Consider the following 16,636-nt stretch of genomic DNA (forward strand, 5'->3'; position numbering starts at 1 on the left):
CTGGCGCCCGTTCAGGCCTTGGCCTTCACGTAGCGTCCCGGCGCCGGTTCGATGGCCTTGTAGGCCTTGCCGTTGCCGTAGCCCTTGGGCGCGGGGATCTGCTTGCCCGCGTGGCCCTTGAGCCATTGTGCCCAGTCGGTCCACCAGCTGCCCGGCTGCTCCTGCGCGCCGGCCAGCCATTCGGGCTGGGTCTTGGGAAACTTGCCGTCCTCGCGCAGCCAGTGGCTGCGCTTGTTCTTGGCGGGCGGGTTGATCACGCCGGCGATGTGGCCCGAGGCCCCCATCACGAAGCGCTTCTTGCCCGTGAGCAGTTGCGTGGAGGTGTAGGCGCCGCCGATGGGCACGATGTGATCTTCGCGCGAGCCGTAGATGTAGGCCGGGATGTCGATCTTGCCCAGGTCGATCTTCTCGCCGCACACGGTGAGCGCATTCGGCTTGGCCAGCTTGTTCTCGTGGTACGTGTTGCGCAGGTACCAGGCGTAGAACGGGCCCGGCAGGTTGGTGGCGTCGCTGTTCCAGTACAGCAGGTCGAAGGCCGGCGGCGTCTCGCCCTTGAGGTAGTTGCCGACCACGTAGTTCCACACCAGGTCGTTCGGGCGCAGGAAGCTGAAGGTCGAGGCCAGGTCGCCGCCCGGCAGCAGGCCGCCCTTGCCCAGTTGCATCTCGCGGTACTGCACCATGGGCTCGTCCACGAAGATGTCCAGGATGCCGGTGTCGCTGAAATCGAGGAAGGTGGTCAGCAGCGTGACCGACGCGGCCGGCTTCTCGCCGCGCGCCGCGAGCACGGCCAGCGCGGTGCTCAGGATGGTGCCGCCCACGCAGAAACCCAGCGTGTTGATCTGCTTGCTGCCGCTGATCTCCTGCACGGTATGGATGGCCTTGATGGCGGCGTTCTCGATGTAGTCGTCCCAGGTGGCCTGGGCCAGCGACTCGTCGGGGTTGCGCCAGCTCACCACGAACACGCGGTGGCCCTGCTCGTTCGCATAGCGGATGAGCGAGTTGTCGGGCTGCAGGTCGAGGATGTAGAACTTGTTGATGCACGGCGGCACCAGCAGGAACGGCCGCTCGTACACCTTGGCGGTGAGCGGCTTGTATTCGAGCAGCTGGAAATAGTCGTTCTCGAACACCACGGCGCCTTCGGTGGTGGCCACGTTGCGCCCCACTTCAAAGGCGCTCTCGTCGGTCATGCTGACGTGGCCCTGCTTCATGTCATGCAGCAGGTTCTGGATGCCCTTGGCGATGCTCTCGCCCTGCGTGTCGATGGCTTTCTTCTGCGCCTCGGCGTTGAAGGCGAGCGAGTTGCTGGGCGAGGCCGCGGCCATCCACTGCTCGACCGCGAAGCGCAGGCGCGCCTTGGTCTTGTCGTCGGCGTCGATGGCCTCGGCCATGCGCATCATGGTGCGGCCGTTGAGCAGATACACGGCGGCCGAGAAGGCCGCCAGCGGGTTGCTGCCCCAGGCCTCGGCGGCAAAGCGCTTGTCGCCCTCTGGGCGGGCACCGAAGCCGCGGCGCCACAGGTCGGTGGCGTCGCTCAGGTACTGCTGCTGGATGGACTGCAGCTGCTCGGGATCGATGGAGAACTTGGGCAGCTCGGGCATGGCGGCTGCGCCCGGGAATTGCGCCATTTGTGGCAATTGCCATAGCGGCGTGCCGCCGACGTCGAAAGCGGCGGAACCTCCTGGACCTGCAGCTTTCTGGAAAGCCTCCATGGCCTGGGTCCAGCCCTGCGTGAGGGCTTTTTGAAAGGGCGCGAACGCATCGGCCCCCGTGTCTTGTTGCTTCATCATGTCTCCTGGCCGTGGCCTGGGTCGATACGAACGGATGGCTTGCGTGTTTTGAGTATGCTGCATTCGCAAGGCACTCACAACGCCGCGCTTTCACTAATCCCTTGAAACAAAACGTCTGCGCCTGTGTTCATCCATTTGATCGTGATCGGCTGGCTCTATGTGGCCGTGATGATGGCGGTAGCCGAAGCCACCAACACCACGGGCACGGTGCTGGGCGCCATCTTCACATTTCTTCTTTACGGCCTCGCGCCGGTGGCGCTGGTGATCTACCTGATGGCCACGCCGGCGCGCCGGCGGGCGATCAAGGAACGCGAGGCGCAGGCCCAGGAGGCCGCGCGCCGCGCCGCCGCGGAGGCTGCGGCTTCAGACCTTCCAGACCAGCGCAGCGAACCGCCCGCTGACGCCGTCGCGCCGGTGCGAAAAGAACCGTGACGGCTGTGCGACGGTGCACCACGCATCGCCGCTGTCGTTGCCATGGAGCGACTCGACACCCACCGCACGCAGCCGCTGCCGCGCGAGCGCGGGCAGGTCGGCCAGCCACTTGCCTTCGGCCGCCGCGGGCGTGAAGCACGACACCGCCTCGGGCGACTGCGCCTCGAAGGCGGCCTTGACCTCCGCCCCCACCTCGAAGGCCTTCGGGCCGATGCAGGGGCCGAGCCAGGCCAACAGGCGCGGCGCGCCTTCGTCCTGCGCGAAGGCGCGCACGATCTGCTCGAGCACGCCGCCGGCCAGCCCGCGCCAGCCCGCATGCGCAGCGGCCACGCGGTGGCCGAGTTCGTCGGTGAAGAGCACGGGCAGGCAGTCGGCCACCATGACCGTGCAGGCGCGCGCGGAGGTCGTGGCCGTGCAGGCATCGGCGACGGTGCCGTCGGGCACGGCCTCGTCGAGCGACACGAGCCCCGTGCCATGCACCTGCTGCAGGAACACCGGCCGCGTGCCGATCGCCTGCTGCAACCGCCGGCGGTTCTCGGCGACGAGCGCGGCGTCGTCGGCCACGTGGTCGCCGAGGTTCAGGCTGTCATAGCGCCCGGTCGACACCCCGCCGTCGCGCGTGGTGCACAGCGCGCGCACGTTCGGCGGCGCGGGCCATTCGGGCACCAGCCATTGCGGATTCATCGCGACGCGCCGGCTCAGGGTTCCGCGTCGGGCGACTGCGAAGGCTGCGCGCGCTGGAAGGCGTCGAGCTTCATGCAGGCGTCGAAGGCGGCCATGGTGCGCGGCAGGCCGCTGAAGTCGCAGTCGAAGCGGCGGCCGTTGAAGATCTGCGGCACGAGGCAGCAGTCGGCGATGGTGGGCGTGTCGCCCCAGCAATAGGTGCCGCCCGGGTGCTGCGCGAGCTGGCGCTCGAACGACAGCAGGCCGTCGCGCACCCAGTGGCGGTACCAGGTGTTCTTGGCTTCGTCGTCGACCTTCAGTTCCTTCACGAGGTACTTGAGCACGCGCAGGTTGTTCAGCGGGTGGATCTCGCAGGCGATCGACTGCGCCAGCGCGCGCACGTGGGCGCGGCCCACCGGGTCGCTGGGCAGCAGCGCCGGCTCGGGGTGCGTTTCGTCCAGGTATTCGATGATGGCCATCGACTGCGAGAAGCGCTCGCCTTCGTCCTCGAGCAGCGGCACGAGCATGTCGGCCGAGATCGCCGAGTACGGGCCGGTGCGGTGTTCGCCGCGTGCGATGTGCACGGGCACGTAGTCGTAGTCCAGGCCCTTGAGGTTCAGGGCGATGCGCACGCGGAACGAGGCGGAGGAGCGGAAATAGTTATGCAGCTTCATGATTTCTCGAGGATAGCGCCCTCTCAGGAGCGTGGTGTGGCCGGCAATGCGCAGCGGAAATCGCGCAGCCGGGCTTCGGGGTGTTCTTGCTGCCACGCATCGAGCAGGCCGCGCGCCGCGGCTTCTTCGCGCGCGGCGATGCCCAGGTGCCACGGCCCTTCGGCCGCGGGTGGTTCGCCGGGCGCGTGGTTGTGCTGGTCGTCGGGGCGCCCTTCGGAACAGGCCTTGCACAGCACCTGCATGCTGCTGGTCCAGTTCTCGGCGCTGAGGCCCGCTTCCTCGAAGCGGCGCACCAGCGCATCGATCGCCTCGGCCTGCACGTCTTCGACGAAGACTTCGTAGGTCGCATGGTCCGACGGCGCGATCAGCGCGAGCGCGTCGAACACCGGCACCTCGCGCTCGCCGCGGCGGCGGTAGCCGTTGGCGGCGCCGTCGTGCAGCACCAGGTCGCCGTAGCGGTGGCCGCTGGCGGGCGTCGGCACGTTGCGCAGGATCGCGCGCGCCGGGTCGATGCGGTCGGCCCAGACCACCTCGCTGGCCTCGTCGCCGTGCACGCGGATCGGCGTGAGGCCGACGAAATAGTCGACCGGCCCTTCACCGTCCGGGATGCCGATGCCGTACTGGCGCCATGCGCGCCGCGCCGTGGGCCAGTCGCCCAGCGCGGTGGCCGCGATGCCCAGGTTCCACAGCGCGCCTTCGTTGCCCGGCTCGCACTGCACGGCGCGGGCGTTGGCCTGCAACGACGCGGCCCAGTCGCCGCGGTACTTGTGGATGAGCCCGGCGTTGTACCAGGGCGCCGACCAGTACGGATGGATGGCGCTGGCCTGCGCGTAGGCGGCCAGGGCGCCGTCCTGGTCGCCGGCCTCGTCGCGTTCGCGGCCGAGTTCGTTGAAGGCGGTGGCCTTGCCGGCTTTGCCGAGTCGGATGGGCATGGTGGAGCGAGGGAGAAAAGAGGTCGGGAAAGGGGTCGGGGAAACGCGCAGAAGCGCCTATTGTGGGCCGCCGCAAAATCCCGAGTCCGGCGTGCCGGCAAGCCCGTGCCGCCTCTGGCACACTGCCGGTCTCCCCTCCCGCTTCGCTGAAAAAGGACACCTTCCCATGGCTTCCGAGTTTGTTTTCGCCCCGCCGGCCACCGTTTCGGTGCCGGTGGCCGGTCAGCCCGCACGCTTCCCGGTGCACCGCATCTACTGCGTGGGCCGCAACTACGAAGATCACGCCAAGGAAATGGGTTTCACCGGCCGCGAGCCGCCCTTCTTCTTCATGAAGCCGGCCGATGCGCTGGTGACGGTCGAAGCGGGCCAGACCGGCACCATGGCCTACCCCACGCTCACGAAGAACCTGCACCACGAGATCGAGCTCGTGGTGGCCATCGGCACCGGCGGCAAGAACATCAAAGCGGCCGACGCCCACAAGCACATCTACGGCTACGCCGTGGGCCTGGACATGACGCGCCGCGACCTGCAGAACGACATGAAGAAGCAGGGCCGCCCCTGGGACATCGGCAAGAGCTTCGAGCAGAGCGCGCCCATCGGCCCGATCGTGCCCGTGGCACAGGCCGGCAACGCCGAGCAGGCCGAGATCTCGCTGCAGGTGAATGGCGAAGACCGCCAGCGCAGCACCGTGAGCAAGCTGATCTGGAACGTGGCCGAGACCATCGAGCACCTGTCGGCGGCCTGGGAGCTGCAGCCCGGCGACCTGATCTTCACGGGCACGCCCGAGGGCGTCGCGGCCGTGGTGGCCGGCGACACGCTGGTGGGCCAGGTCGCAGGCCTGCCCGCGCTGACCGTCAAGATCGTCTGACGCCCGCGCGGTCCCTCTTCATGCTCCTTCGCGTACCCATCAAGCATTGCAAGAACTGCGGCACGGCGGTGGTCTACCGCGTGCCGGACGACGGCGACACCAAGCAGCGCGCGGTGTGCCCGGCCTGCCACACGATCCATTACGAGAACCCGCTGAACGTGGTGGGCACCATCCCCGTGCTGGGCGACAAGGTGCTGCTGTGCAAGCGCAACATCGAGCCGCGCTGGGGCAAGTGGACGCTGCCCGCGGGCTTCATGGAGCTCGAGGAAACCACCGCCGAGGGCGCGGCCCGCGAGACCGACGAGGAGGCCGGCGCGAACTTCGAGATCGAGGGCCTGTTCGCCGTGATCAGCGTGGTGCGCGTGGGCCAGGTCCACATGTTCTACCGCGCCCGCCTGCTCGACGACCGCTTCGACCCGGGCCACGAGACGATCGAGGCGCGCCTGTTCACCGAGGACGAGATTCCCTGGGACGAGATCGCCTTTCGCACCGTGCGCCAGGCGCTCGAACATTACTTCGAAGACCGCAAGCGCGGCAGCTTCGACCGCGTCCACGAACTCAGCATCGTTTGAAAAATTTCCCCATGCTCAAGACCCTGCGCGCCACCCTCCTCTGTGGCGCCAGCCTCGGCTTCGCACTCGCAGCTTCGGCAGCCAAGGCCGACACGGTCGGCGAGGTCGACACCGCCTTCAAGCTCATCGGCCCGGACCACAAGATCGTGGTCGAGGCCTACGACGACCCCAAGGTCAGCGGCGTCACCTGCTATGTCTCGCGCGCGCGAACCGGCGGCATCGCCGGCGCCTTCGGCGTGGCCGAGGACAAGGCCGAGGCCTCCATCGCCTGCCGCCAGGTCGGCCCGGTGAGCATCACGCAGCCGCTGCCCAAGCGCGAAGAGGTCTACAGCGAACGCCTGTCGGTGCTCTTCAAGCGCCTGCGCGTGGTGCGCATGGTCGATCCCAAACGCAACACGCTGGTCTACCTGACCTACTCCGACCTGCTGATCGACGGCTCGCCCAAGAACAGCATCACGGCCGTGCCGGTCGATCGCGGCACGCCGATCCCGCTCAAGTGAAGGGGCTGCTGAACAGCTCGGCGATGCGAGTTTGCTAGCATCGTCCGAGCGGCCGACACCGAGATGTCGGCCTTCGACGGAACCCTCCGCAACGAATCCGTTCCAACAGCGTCATGCACCTTCAGACTTTTGTTTTCCGAACCGCCGCCACGCTGCTCGTGGCCGGGGGCATTGCCGCCTGCACCACGCCCGGCCCCACGCCGCCGCAGCAGCCTGTTCCAGGCGCTACGCCGCCGCCACCGCGCCAGGCGCTCTTCATCCGCCCCGCCGCCGGCACCACCGTGGGCCGCTTCGACGGCGTGCGCAACAAGGGCCTGGACATCGCGGGCAACCTGGGCGACCCCATCGTGGCCTCGGCCGATGGCCGCGTGGTGTACGTGGGCGGCGAGCTGCGCTCCTACGGCAACATGGTCATCGTGAAACACAACGAAACCTTCCTCACGGCCTACGCCCACGCGAAGACCATCCTCGTGAAGGAAGGCGCCGTGGTGCGCCAGGGCCAGAAGATCGCCGAAATGGGCAACAGCGAATCCGACCGCGTGAAGCTGCATTTCGAGATCCGCAAGAACGGCACCGCCGTCGATCCCGAGCCGTACCTCAACGGCCGTTTGCAGCAGTAAACGTAAAAGCCGTTACAGCAGGCTTTCGGGCACCAGGGGCGCCAGCAGCTCCAGCCGCCAGCGGGCCCAGAAATGGGTTTCGGGCTCGGTGTGCAGGATGGTGTCCGCCCCGTCGCCCGACGCCGGGCTCACCCACTCGATGCCGCCGCGCGGCCCCAGCTGCAGCTGGTAGGCGCCGTCCAGCCGCATGAAACCGATCAGGCTGGTCAGCTGCTGCGCGATCTGCGGGCTGAAGATGAAGAGGCCAATCTCGGTGTTGTGCAGCGCCGAGCGCGGGTCGAAGTTCATCGAGCCGACGAACACCACCTGCCCGTCGATCACGGCCGACTTGCCGTGCAGCCGCCCGCTGGCCGAACCGTAGATGCCGAAGCGCTTGGTCTGCTCCACGCGCTTGGGGCTCAGCTCGTACAGCTCCACGCCCAGGCGCAGCATCTGCGCGCGGTAGCGGCGGTAGCCGATGTGCACCAGCGACTCGTCGGTGGCCGCCAACGAGTTGGTGACGATGGTGTAGCCCACGCCGTTGCCGCGCACGATCTGCATCGTCTCCATGCCGCCCCGCCCGGGGATCAGGTAGGGCGTGGTCAGCAGCACCCCGTGCTGCGCGCCGCGCAGGTAGCGCTGCACGTTGTAGAGCACGCTGTCGGCGGCCTGGTCGGCCGGCAGCCCGCGCCCTTCGTCGGTGGGCGCCAGCGCCTTGGCGGGCGCGTCGGCATACGCCTCGGCGCGCGCCCAGCTCAGCGCGAGCTTGCCGGCGTTGAGGTCCTTGGCCAGCGGGTTGTGGCCCAGCAGGTCGGTCGATTCGGGCTCTTCGGGGTGCAGCGTCTCGGGGCCCGTGGTGAGCCGGTCGAAGCGCTCGCGCAGCGCCTGCGCCGACTCGTTGCCGCGCGGCACCAGCGACTCGATGGGGTACACGTACAGGCTGTTCCAGTACATGTCGAACAGCGAGGACAGCCGGGGCACCACGGCGCCGGCCACCAGCGTGTCGATGTCGATGAAGTTGGAGCCGCCGTCGCGCAGGAAGTACTCGTTGGCGATGTTGCGCCCGCCCATGACCGCCATCGTGTTGTCGACCACGAACAGCTTGTTGTGCATGCGGCGGTGCACGCGGTCGAAGTCCAGGATCGACCACGCCCAGCGCGTGCCGAAGCGCGAGCGTCCGGCCGGGAACGGGTTGAACAGGCGCACCTCGACGTTCGGGTGCGACGCAAAGCTGGTGAACAGCGGGTCGGCGCCCGCCGTGTACAGGTCGTCCACCAGCAGGCGCACGCGCACGCCGCGGTCGGCCGCGTCGCGCAGCGTGCGCAGCAGGTAGCGGCCGGTCTCGTCGTTCTGCACGAGGTAGTACTGCACGTCGATGGAGCGCTGCGCGCGGCGCGCCAGCTCGATGCGCGCGTGCAGCGAGAACTGCGGCATCGGCAGCAGGCGAAAGCCGCTGAGCGGCTCGCCCGGCGGCGCGGCGGCGCGCACGAGGCGGCCCAGCGCGGTGTCCGCGCCGTCGGTGATGGCACTCGAGGGCTTGCGCGCCACCTCGGTCGGCAAGCCGGCGCAACCGGCGAGCACGAGCATCACCAGGCCGCACAGCAGCCAGGCGAACCACCGGGCGCGCGGCACGTCAGCCCGGGGCAATGGGCTCTGCATGAACGACAGGAAATAGGAAGGGCAAGGGCACGGGAGCGAAGGAGAAAAAACGCCGCTGCCGCGCGGCGCGGTGCACGACCGCGCCCACGGGTGGCGGTTTCTACCACGCGCGGCGCGAGCGCGCAGCCAATGCCTTCGTCAGTGCGCGCGCTCGGACCACTGCCGCACGAAGTGCTCCGCGCGCACGTTCGCGCGCGCCACGGCCGAGTCCCACGACAGCTGCTGGGTGATGACCAGCGCGCAGCGCGGAATGCCGTCCAGGCTCAGCGCCGCGATGCCGGCGTAGGTGCCCTTCGGGGTGCGCGTGAGTTCGAACCATCCCGTCCAGCCACCTGGCACGTGAAGGTCGAGTCGGGCGGAGTCCATGATGAATTCATCATAGGCCTTTAGTTTTCATTTGCAAACATTGCATACAAAAGCAATGGCTCAGGCATGCATGTCCGAGCGGCGACCGGTCGGCAGGCGCTGCAGCGCCTGGCGCAGCGTGGAATCCACCCGCCGCAGCGACAGCCCGTGCCGCACCGCCACCTCGTGCCGCGTCAGCTCGTGCACGCGCAAGGCCACGAAGATGTCCTGATGGCGGTGCGGCAGGCCCTGCATCGCGCGCTCGACCGCCTTCAGGTCGGAGCGCGCCTCGGCGATCAGCTCGGGCCCCGGTGCGTGATCGGCCACCTGGGCCAGCGTGTCGTCCGCCTCGCCGGTGTACTGCCAGGGGCGCTCGGCGCGCAGGCGGTCCATGGCGGCATTGCACGCCACGCGGAAGATGTAGGCCACGGGGTTGTGCAAGGTGCCCGTGAAGCCGGCCTCGCCCAGGCGCAGCCAGGCATCGTGCAGGCTTTCGGTGGCGGCGTCGGCACACCCCAGGTGCAGCGACAGCCGCCGGTGCAGCTGCGCGTAGTGCGCCACCAGGAGTTGCTGGACGTCCGGCGGCGCAGGGGCGGTCCCCGCGGCATCGCCGCGGGGCAGCAGGCAGGCGTGCGACATGGTGCGTCGCCGCCTAGCGGCCGCGCGGCAGGCCGCGCCGTTCGGGCTCGTTCAGGCGCGTCAGCTGCGCGTCGGTGAGCGCACCGTGCCCCACCATCTGGACGAAGCCCGACGGGTCGTAGCTCGCCTGCTCCGCCGGCCTGCGCCGCACCTCGGGGGCCTCGGGCGCGCCGGACGCGGGCTCGTTGCCGAAGCCCAGCACGCGCACCGAGAACACCGACGGCAGGCTCTGGCGCGCCGCAGCGCGTTCGCGCTGCATCACGTCCTGCGCCGCCGCCGTGGCCTGCGAGGCCGCGGCGCTGGCGTTGGTCAGGGCACCGACATTCACCGACGCCACCACCGGCAGCCCCGTGCTCTTGCCCTGCACCGCCATGTTGTCGGCATTCACGATCTGCAGCGCCGCCAGGTTCACGTTGCCCGACACGCGGATGCCCGCCTCGCCCGCGTCGATGGTGCCCAGCGGCGCGATCAGGTCGATGTCGCCGGCCGGCACCTCGGGAATCGGGTTCAGCGTGGCAATGCCCGCACCCGTGCTCGGCACGTCCGACGAGAGCACCACGTTGCCCCAGCGGTCGTACACGCGTTTGGGCGGCGTGTAGACCACGGTGGTCTTCGAGCCCCGGCCCGCGTTGATGTCGCCTTCGGCCGACCAGCCCAGCACGCTGCCGCCGAAGGTGGTCATGATCCGGCTCTGGCCCAGCAGGATGCTGCCCAGCGCATAGAGCGAGATGTCGCCCGCGCCCTGCGTGATGACACCCGGAATCAGCGTGCCCACGGCCTGGGGCGCCGCGCCCTCGATGCCGAACACCTGGCGCCCGCCCGGCGTGAGCATCGCGATGTCGCCGCCGAACAGCGTGTTGATGCCGGCCGCGCCGAACATCGTGATGTCGCCCCTGTAGCTCGTTCCCGGGAACAGCGACGCGATGGCGTTGCGCCCGCGCAGGTAGCTGCCGTAGCGCACGCCAGCCTCGTCGTTGTATTCGCGGCCGCCCTCCTTCAGTTCCGCGAAGTACACGCCGCGCAGGTAGCTGCGCTGCTGTTCCGGCGGCAGTGCGTTGAAGAAGGCCAGCGCCTCCTGTGCCCCGCCCTTGCCGCTGTAGCCCTGCGAGGCTTCGAGCCAGTTCACCAGGTACAGCTGGCTCGCCTGCCGGTAGTCGTTGGCGAGCACGCGGCGCGGCGTGCCGGTGTCCGCGTCGAGGCGGGCTTGCCGCTGCGCCATCCAGGCCGCCGCGCCGTTGTCATCGCCGCTGTAGCCATGCTCGGCGCGCAGCCAGTCGCCCAGCGTGAGCTGGCGGTTGTAGTTCTTCACCACCTTGCCGGCCTGGTCGGCCAGCGGCTGGCCGCTCTGCATCAGGTGGGCCGGATCGAGGTAACGCTGCGCGAAGCCCGCGTAGTCGGGCCCGTGGGCGCCCACGCCGGCCAACATCGCGATGCCCGCACCGGGCCGGCTGTCGCCCGGCACCACCGCGCCGAGGCTGCTGACCGAGGCCCTGTTCTCCATGCGGATGTCGCGCCCGGCCGTGATCTCCAGCGTGCCGGGGCCGGCCACGTTGAAGGTGCTGAACAGGATGTCGCGGCCTGCCGAGACCACCGAGATGTCGCCCGGCTTCTGGTGCGCGAACAGGTTGCCGCTGCTCGCGAAGTAGGTCTGCGCAATGCCGCCCGAATCCTCGGCCTGCCCGATGGGCGTGCCGCTCGCCACGATGTCTCGCCCGGCCATCATCCACACCGGCTGCGCGCCCTCGTACCAGGTCTGGCCGGCACGCGTCGCGTCGTCAGGCCCGAAGCGCAGGATGCGCCCGCTGCTCACGCCGACCAGGTCGCCGTGCACGGCGTAGAACCGCGCCGGCTGCGTGCCCACCGCTTCACCCGACACCGTGTTGGGGCCGAAGGCGAACAGCGGACGCACGCCGCCGCCGGCCAGGTTGTTGCCACCCGACAGGTTGCCTAGCACCGTGCCGTCGCTGGCGGTGCCCTGGAACGCCGGACGCCGCGGCGTCGCCAGCGCAGAGGCCGCCGCGCCCGACTGGCTGACGGTGTTGCCTCCCGCGTAGATCGAGTCGCTGGCCAGGAACTCCAGCGTGCCGTGGGCCGAGGGTGCCAGTACCAGCGGCGTGCCCGTGCCGGTGTTGTCGAAGGTCGCCGCGTCGCCATAGAACAGGCTGCCGCTGGCGGCCACCGCGCTCAGGATCGAGGGGTACACGAAGGCCGAGTCGGTCACGGGCACGCCCGCGCCACCCGTCACCGGCACCAGGTCGCCGCCCGTGCCGAAAAGGCGGATGGCGGTGTGCGGCGTCCACAGGGTGAACCAGCTCTGGCCCTGTCCTGCCAGGCCGTTGGCGCTGAACGGCGTGGCATTGGCGAGGTCGACGCGCGTCGGATCGATCACGCCCTTGACCACCAGGTCGCCGCGCGTGGCGAGCGTGTAGTTCGCATCGCCCGGGGCCAGCACGATGCCGCCTTGCGCCATGCCGCGGGTCGCGGTGTAGGGGTCGTAGGCGCGGGTCTCGCGCGGCGACTGCGTCCGTTCGGTGAGGCCGTAGACCAGGGGCAGGCTGCCGAGGGTGCCTGCCTGCAGCTGCACGTCGCCCCGGAGGTTGACGATCGCCCCGTTGAGCCCGGCGTCGATGTCGCCACCGGCACCCTCGACGTAGGGCCTGTGGAGCGGATTGAAGGCACCGCCCACGCGCACGAGCACGTCGCCACCGCCCGTCAGGCTCAGGCTGCCGTCGGCCAGCACACGGCCGGTGCCGCCCACCGCCAGCACCAGGCCCTGGCTGCGCCGGCTGTCGGCGTACGAATCTGTCTTGGCGCCGCGCCGTCCCTGCAGCCCCGCGTTGCCGCCCACGTCCACGCGCAGGTCGCCGCCGCCCAGCGTGCCGAAGCCGGTGAAGCCGAGCAACTTGTCGGCCGCCCCGGTCGTGCCGACATAGGAGCCGAAGTTGATCCACCACGCCGTGGGCTGGTCCTGCGCGCCGCCGAAGCTGTCGCCCGTGCCCTGGCGCCACAGCCAGTTGCCGATGGCGCCGCTGCTGAAGCCCTTGTCGGCGGGGTTTGGCCGCCCCGCACCGCTGCCCCCGGCGACCAGCATCATGTCGCCGGTCAGGTCGCCGCCGGCCTTCAGCGTCAGGTTGCCGCCGGAGGCGGGGTACCAGGCGCGTGCCAGGTTCTGCGTGCCGCCATCGACGAACTTCTCGTAGCCACCGCTCGCGTCGTTGAGCACCGTGCCCTTGGCGCCCACCGCGCGCGGCAGGTTGTAGGGGTCGCCGGCCCGCGTGGCCTGCGACGAGGCGCCGGCGGTGTACACGCCGAACAGCGAATCCATGCGCAGGTTGCCGGCGGCCAGCAGGTCGAGATCGGCCGCGCCGGTGCGCACCACGCTGAAGCGCGTGCTGCCCGGCAGGTAGCCGTACTCCGGGGCGGTGATGACGCAATAGCTGGGAAGGTCCACGCAAAGCTCCGGGTACTGGATGTCCGCGAAATCGATGGGCTTGCCAGCCATGCTCTCGTCGCCCACGAAGTTGATGGACCCTTCCACGCTCCACACCTCGCCGCCGGGCTTCAGCTTGCCGAACATGCCGTAGTGGCTGTCCGCCAGCCGCAGGTCGCCCCGGCCCGCCGCCGGATGCACCTGCACGATGCGGTTGTCGGCCGCGCCCAGGTCCGCGCCGGCCACCAGCCGCACCGACCACGACTGCGAACCCTCGGGCAGCATCGCCGCCGCGGCCCACAGCCTGCCGGCGCCGTCCGGGCGCAGGTTCACCGAAGTCACGCCGCCGGGCAGCTTGATGTTGGTCGCGGCCGGGAGCAGCGCGCCCAGCGGCAGCGTGAGGGCGCCGTTGAGCACGAACTTCTTGCCGTCGCCGGGCAGCGGCACGCCCTTGGGCCACACCACGCCCGACAGCGTGGCCGCCGACGGCAGGCGCATGCCGGCCCCCAGGCGCGTGCCCACCGGCAGCGTCACGTTGGCGCCGCTGACGATGCTGCCCGCCGCGAACAGCAGCGCGCCCGAGGCGTCGCGCACGTCGGCGCTCAGCACCGTGCCCACCTTCAGTTCGAGCGCCTTGGCCAGCACGCTGGCCACCGGCATCACCTGCCCGGCCCCGAAGGCCGTCGACTTGATCGGCAGGTCGTAGTTGAGCGTGCCGGCGCCTCCCTCGAAGGTCGTGCCGTCGGCCAGCACCACGCCGCCGCGCGGCAGCACGGTGTCGCCGCGCAGCAGGTTGACGCCCGGCAGCAGCAGCCAGCCGCCGTCGTCCGGCGTGGCGGGCGGCGGCGCGAAGCCGTCGTTGACGCTGCCGAAGATGTCGAGGTTGCCGCCCGCGCGCAGGGCCAGCGCGCCCACCTCGCCCGAGCCGTACACGCCGGTCTTTTGCGTGTGCGGATTGGCGCTGGCGTAGCGGTAGCCCGACAGGTCGATGTCGCCCTGCACCACCAGATCGCCGCCGGAGGTCTTGCTCACGATCTCCACGCCGGGGCGCAGGTGGAAGGCGTCGGCGTAGCGCGCATTGTTCAGGCCCGCGAGCTTGCCGTTCATCAGCGCGCCGTTGGCCAGCGCGCGATCGATGAAGTCCGTGCTCTGCAGGTGTTTGGCGTCGAGGTACGCCTGGTCGATGACCTGGTAGGGCCGGCCGGTGGCCGCGGCGTCGGTGCCGAAGCGGGCATCGTCGTAGCGCCACATGCCGTTCACGGCGATGGAGCGCGCGCCCTCGATGGCGATGCTGCCGCTGGCGTCGATACGGATGTCGCCGACGGTCTCACCGGTGCGGCCCGCGTTGAGCTCCAGCGTGCCGCGCGCCCGACCGTCGTTCTGGCCCGGTTCGCCGCCCACCTGGGCGTCGGTGCCGTGGCGCAGGTCGATGCGCGCACCCGAGGCCAGCGTGAGCTGCCCGTCGTTCGACGTGAGTTCGACCATCGCGCGGTTCGGCGAATCGATGATCTGGCCGTGGCTGTCCACGCGCAGTGTGCGGCCGTGCGCATCGAGCACCGCGCTGCCGACCAGCGTGAGGTTGTGCTTCGCGGCCAGGCTGATGCGGCCCACGCGCTCGCCACTGGCGTCGATGGTGCCGGTCACGGTGAGGCTGCCGTTGTCGAGCGACACGTTCACTTCGTTGGCCTTCAGGCCGTCGCCGATGGCGAGGTCGCCCTGGCGCAGCTGGAAGCTGCGCGCGCCGAACACGCCGCCGTCGTTCAGCCGCTGGTTGAGCGCCGCGAACTCGGCGTCGCCGAGCTGCCGCGCGCGCACGTCCACGCTGCCCGCCACGAACGGCACCCGCGTGCCGCCCGCGTCGTAGTGGCCGCTGCTCGCGCCGAGGATGCGGCCCTGCAAGTCGACTGCCCCGGCGGCATCGTCGAGCGCCATCGCCTTCAGCGTGCCGGCGCGGTTGTTCTTCGCCGAGATGTCGATCACCGAACCCGCCGCCTGCCGCAGGTTGCCGTGCAGGCTTTCGAGCACCACGTCGCCGCCGGCGCTGTACCTGCTCAGGTCGTTGAACACCACCTCGCGGCCCGACAGGTCGAGCACCGCGCGGTCGGTCAGCACGAGGTCGCGTTCGGCGCTCAGCGTGAGCTTGCCGCTGGGCAGCGCCACGGCGGTGTCCAGCGTCAACTCGCGCCCGCGCAGGCTCAGCTCGGCGCCCAGCGCGGCATCGCCGGTGGCCGCCGCCGGCGCGCCCGCGGGTGCGGCCACGCGCAGCGTGCCGCCCGCCGTGATGCGGTTCACCGAGCCCGCCTCGCCCGTCAGCAGCGGCGCCACGATGCTCAGGTCGCCGCCGCTGTACGCGTAGCCCTTGCCCGCTTCGTACGCGCCCTGCGACTGGTAGACCGAGAGACTGCCCTTGTGGTTGGCGCTCACGCGCTCGGAGGCCTTGAGGTTCACGCCGGCAAAGCCCAGCACCAGGCGACCCGCGTCTTCCAGGCCGCTCGGCTGGCTGTGGGGGCCGTAGCCGAACTCGATGTGCTCAGCCTCGATGTTCAGCGTGCCGCTGCCGGTGCCCGCGCCGTCGCGCACCACGGCGGAAGGCGCCGTGGTCGCGCCCTGCCACACCAGGCGGCCGGTGCGGATGGTGGCCACGTCGCCCGCGCCGCCCTGGCCGTAGATGGCAGGCGTGGCCAGCACCAGCTGCGCCATCGTCGCCTTGCCGGTGGCGGGGTCGATGGTGTCCAGCGCCGCGGTGCCGAAGAAGTTGACGCCGCCGCTGGCGCTCAGTTCCAGCGTTTCGAGCGCGGGCGCGCCGTACTGCCGGTCGCCGCGCAGCAGGCGGTCGAGCAGGGCCTGGCTCATGGCCAGTCCCGGCGGCAGCGTGTGGTTCTGCGCGGCGGCGGCCAGCGCGGCGCTGTCGCCCACGTTGATGCCGCGCACCGCCAGCGTGAGGTGGCGCGTGCCGTAGCGCACCGCCTCGTTCATCTCGAAGCGGTCGGGCGTCACCATCGCGATGGTGCCTTCGGAATACAGCTCGGTCTGCCCGCTGCACGACGCGCTGGCACACACGCCGATCTGCAGGCTGCGGTTGTCCGACGCGGCCTGGGTCTGGGGCACCGGCAGCGTGCTCACCCGGCCGTTGGAGACCATCAGCATCTGGCCGGTCGCGGCGTAGACGAAGCCGTCGCCAGCGTCGTAAGCCGCCTTGCCACGGCCGAGGGTGTGGATGCGCGCGCCCTGCTCGACCACCACGCTGAGCGGCGTGCCCTCGGTCGCGCCTACCGCGGCCAGGAACACCTCGGGTGCGGACAGCACCGCCCCCTGGCGCAGCACCACGCTCTGCCCGCCGTCGCCGGTCTGGATGACGTTGCCGCTCTGCCCATAGTCGGCGCCCTGCAACCCGCCGATGACCAGGCGCGACGCGCCCATGCCGCTGAGCGCGCCCGCATCCAGCGTGACGCCCTGGAAACCCGCCGTCGCCGGCGCGCCGGCCGCGACGATCTCGAGACCGAGCTGCTCCTCGCTGCTCGTGGCCACCACGGAAC

General features: G+C 70.3%; 13 protein-coding genes. 5 read left to right on the top strand and 8 right to left on the bottom strand.

Annotation, left to right across the window (positions count from 1 at the left end):
• Nucleotides 1-11 precede the first annotated feature (11 nt).
• Nucleotides 12-1,784 (bottom strand): class I poly(R)-hydroxyalkanoic acid synthase, encoded by a 1,773-nt coding sequence (phaC, locus tag AC07YS_RS12755; RefSeq protein WP_492684135.1) that lies wholly within the window; start codon nt 1,782-1,784, stop codon nt 12-14.
• A gap of 126 nt (nt 1,785-1,910) precedes the next feature.
• On the opposite strand from phaC, the gene AC07YS_RS12760 reads away from it, so the two are divergent.
• Nucleotides 1,911-2,219 carry a hypothetical protein gene (locus tag AC07YS_RS12760; RefSeq protein WP_307693228.1) on the top strand — a complete coding sequence of 103 codons (309 nt, stop codon included), beginning with the start codon at nt 1,911-1,913 and terminating at the stop codon, nt 2,217-2,219.
• On the opposite strand, the gene pgeF is transcribed toward AC07YS_RS12760, so the two are convergent.
• The 3 genes from pgeF to AC07YS_RS12775 are packed head-to-tail and all read right to left on the bottom strand — an operon-like array spanning nt 2,151 to nt 4,488.
• Nucleotides 2,151-2,903, bottom strand: coding sequence for a peptidoglycan editing factor PgeF (gene pgeF, locus AC07YS_RS12765; protein ID WP_492684136.1), 753 nt, complete (start codon nt 2,901-2,903; stop codon nt 2,151-2,153). The genes AC07YS_RS12760 and pgeF overlap by 69 nt on opposite strands.
• A gap of 14 nt (nt 2,904-2,917) precedes the next feature.
• A complete protein-coding gene (gene maiA, locus AC07YS_RS12770; RefSeq protein ID WP_062480269.1) occupies nt 2,918-3,556 on the bottom strand; it encodes a maleylacetoacetate isomerase in 639 nt (212 codons plus the stop codon).
• Nucleotides 3,557-3,579: 23 nt separating this feature from the next.
• Nucleotides 3,580-4,488, bottom strand: coding sequence for a tetratricopeptide repeat protein (locus tag AC07YS_RS12775; RefSeq protein WP_492684137.1), 909 nt, complete (start codon nt 4,486-4,488; stop codon nt 3,580-3,582).
• A 166-nt stretch (nt 4,489-4,654) separates the two neighbouring features.
• Between AC07YS_RS12775 and AC07YS_RS12780 the strand changes: the two genes are divergently transcribed.
• The 4 genes from AC07YS_RS12780 to AC07YS_RS12795 all read left to right on the top strand — a co-directional run bounded on the left by AC07YS_RS12780 (nt 4,655) and on the right by AC07YS_RS12795 (nt 7,048).
• Entirely contained in the window at nt 4,655-5,356 is a 702-nt protein-coding gene (locus AC07YS_RS12780) for a fumarylacetoacetate hydrolase family protein (protein ID WP_492684138.1), read from the top strand.
• A gap of 20 nt (nt 5,357-5,376) precedes the next feature.
• On the top strand, nt 5,377-5,928 hold the full coding sequence (locus AC07YS_RS12785) for an NUDIX hydrolase (RefSeq protein ID WP_062480276.1): 552 nt from the start codon (nt 5,377-5,379) through the stop codon (nt 5,926-5,928).
• A gap of 11 nt (nt 5,929-5,939) precedes the next feature.
• Nucleotides 5,940-6,428, top strand: coding sequence for a CreA family protein (locus tag AC07YS_RS12790; protein ID WP_492684139.1), 489 nt, complete (start codon nt 5,940-5,942; stop codon nt 6,426-6,428).
• Nucleotides 6,429-6,541: 113 nt separating this feature from the next.
• Complete coding sequence (locus AC07YS_RS12795; protein WP_062480281.1) at nt 6,542-7,048, top strand: murein hydrolase activator EnvC family protein; 507 nt, start codon at nt 6,542-6,544, stop codon at nt 7,046-7,048.
• Nucleotides 7,049-7,060: 12 nt separating this feature from the next.
• Here AC07YS_RS12795 and AC07YS_RS12800 read toward each other — a convergent pair whose 3' ends face one another.
• From AC07YS_RS12800 to AC07YS_RS12815, 4 genes are all read right to left on the bottom strand, one after another.
• Nucleotides 7,061-8,686: a phospholipase D family protein gene (locus tag AC07YS_RS12800; protein ID WP_495268611.1), complete on the bottom strand. Its 1,626-nt coding sequence runs from the start codon at nt 8,684-8,686 to the stop codon at nt 7,061-7,063.
• A 138-nt stretch (nt 8,687-8,824) separates the two neighbouring features.
• Nucleotides 8,825-9,052: a hypothetical protein gene (locus AC07YS_RS12805; RefSeq protein WP_070061133.1), complete on the bottom strand. Its 228-nt coding sequence runs from the start codon at nt 9,050-9,052 to the stop codon at nt 8,825-8,827.
• A 60-nt stretch (nt 9,053-9,112) separates the two neighbouring features.
• Entirely contained in the window at nt 9,113-9,670 is a 558-nt protein-coding gene (locus AC07YS_RS12810; protein ID WP_495268610.1) for an RNA polymerase sigma factor, read from the bottom strand.
• 13 nt (nt 9,671-9,683) lie between these two features.
• Complete coding sequence (locus tag AC07YS_RS12815; RefSeq protein ID WP_495268609.1) at nt 9,684-16,628, bottom strand: filamentous hemagglutinin family protein; 6,945 nt, start codon at nt 16,626-16,628, stop codon at nt 9,684-9,686.
• Nucleotides 16,629-16,636 lie beyond the last annotated feature (8 nt).

This window comes from Variovorax sp. GW458-11-26-14-LB1, assembly GCF_059423965.1.

What these genes read in the sequence shown, in the direction of transcription:
- AC07YS_RS12785 (WP_062480276.1), top strand. Translation starts at nt 5,377, where the DNA reads ATGCTCCTTCGCGTACCCATCAAGCATTGCAAGAACTGCGGCACGGCG.
- AC07YS_RS12780 (WP_492684138.1), top strand. Translation starts at nt 4,655, where the DNA reads ATGGCTTCCGAGTTTGTTTTCGCCCCGCCGGCCACCGTTTCGGTGCCG.
- AC07YS_RS12790 (WP_492684139.1), top strand. Translation starts at nt 5,940, where the DNA reads ATGCTCAAGACCCTGCGCGCCACCCTCCTCTGTGGCGCCAGCCTCGGC.
- AC07YS_RS12805 (WP_070061133.1), bottom strand. Translation starts at nt 9,052, where the DNA reads ATGGACTCCGCCCGACTCGACCTTCACGTGCCAGGTGGCTGGACGGGA.
- pgeF (WP_492684136.1), bottom strand. Translation starts at nt 2,903, where the DNA reads ATGAATCCGCAATGGCTGGTGCCCGAATGGCCCGCGCCGCCGAACGTG.
- maiA (WP_062480269.1), bottom strand. Translation starts at nt 3,556, where the DNA reads ATGAAGCTGCATAACTATTTCCGCTCCTCCGCCTCGTTCCGCGTGCGC.
- phaC (WP_492684135.1), bottom strand. Translation starts at nt 1,784, where the DNA reads ATGAAGCAACAAGACACGGGGGCCGATGCGTTCGCGCCCTTTCAAAAA.
- AC07YS_RS12775 (WP_492684137.1), bottom strand. Translation starts at nt 4,488, where the DNA reads ATGCCCATCCGACTCGGCAAAGCCGGCAAGGCCACCGCCTTCAACGAA.
- AC07YS_RS12795 (WP_062480281.1), top strand. Translation starts at nt 6,542, where the DNA reads ATGCACCTTCAGACTTTTGTTTTCCGAACCGCCGCCACGCTGCTCGTG.
- AC07YS_RS12810 (WP_495268610.1), bottom strand. Translation starts at nt 9,670, where the DNA reads ATGTCGCACGCCTGCCTGCTGCCCCGCGGCGATGCCGCGGGGACCGCC.
- AC07YS_RS12800 (WP_495268611.1), bottom strand. Translation starts at nt 8,686, where the DNA reads ATGCAGAGCCCATTGCCCCGGGCTGACGTGCCGCGCGCCCGGTGGTTC.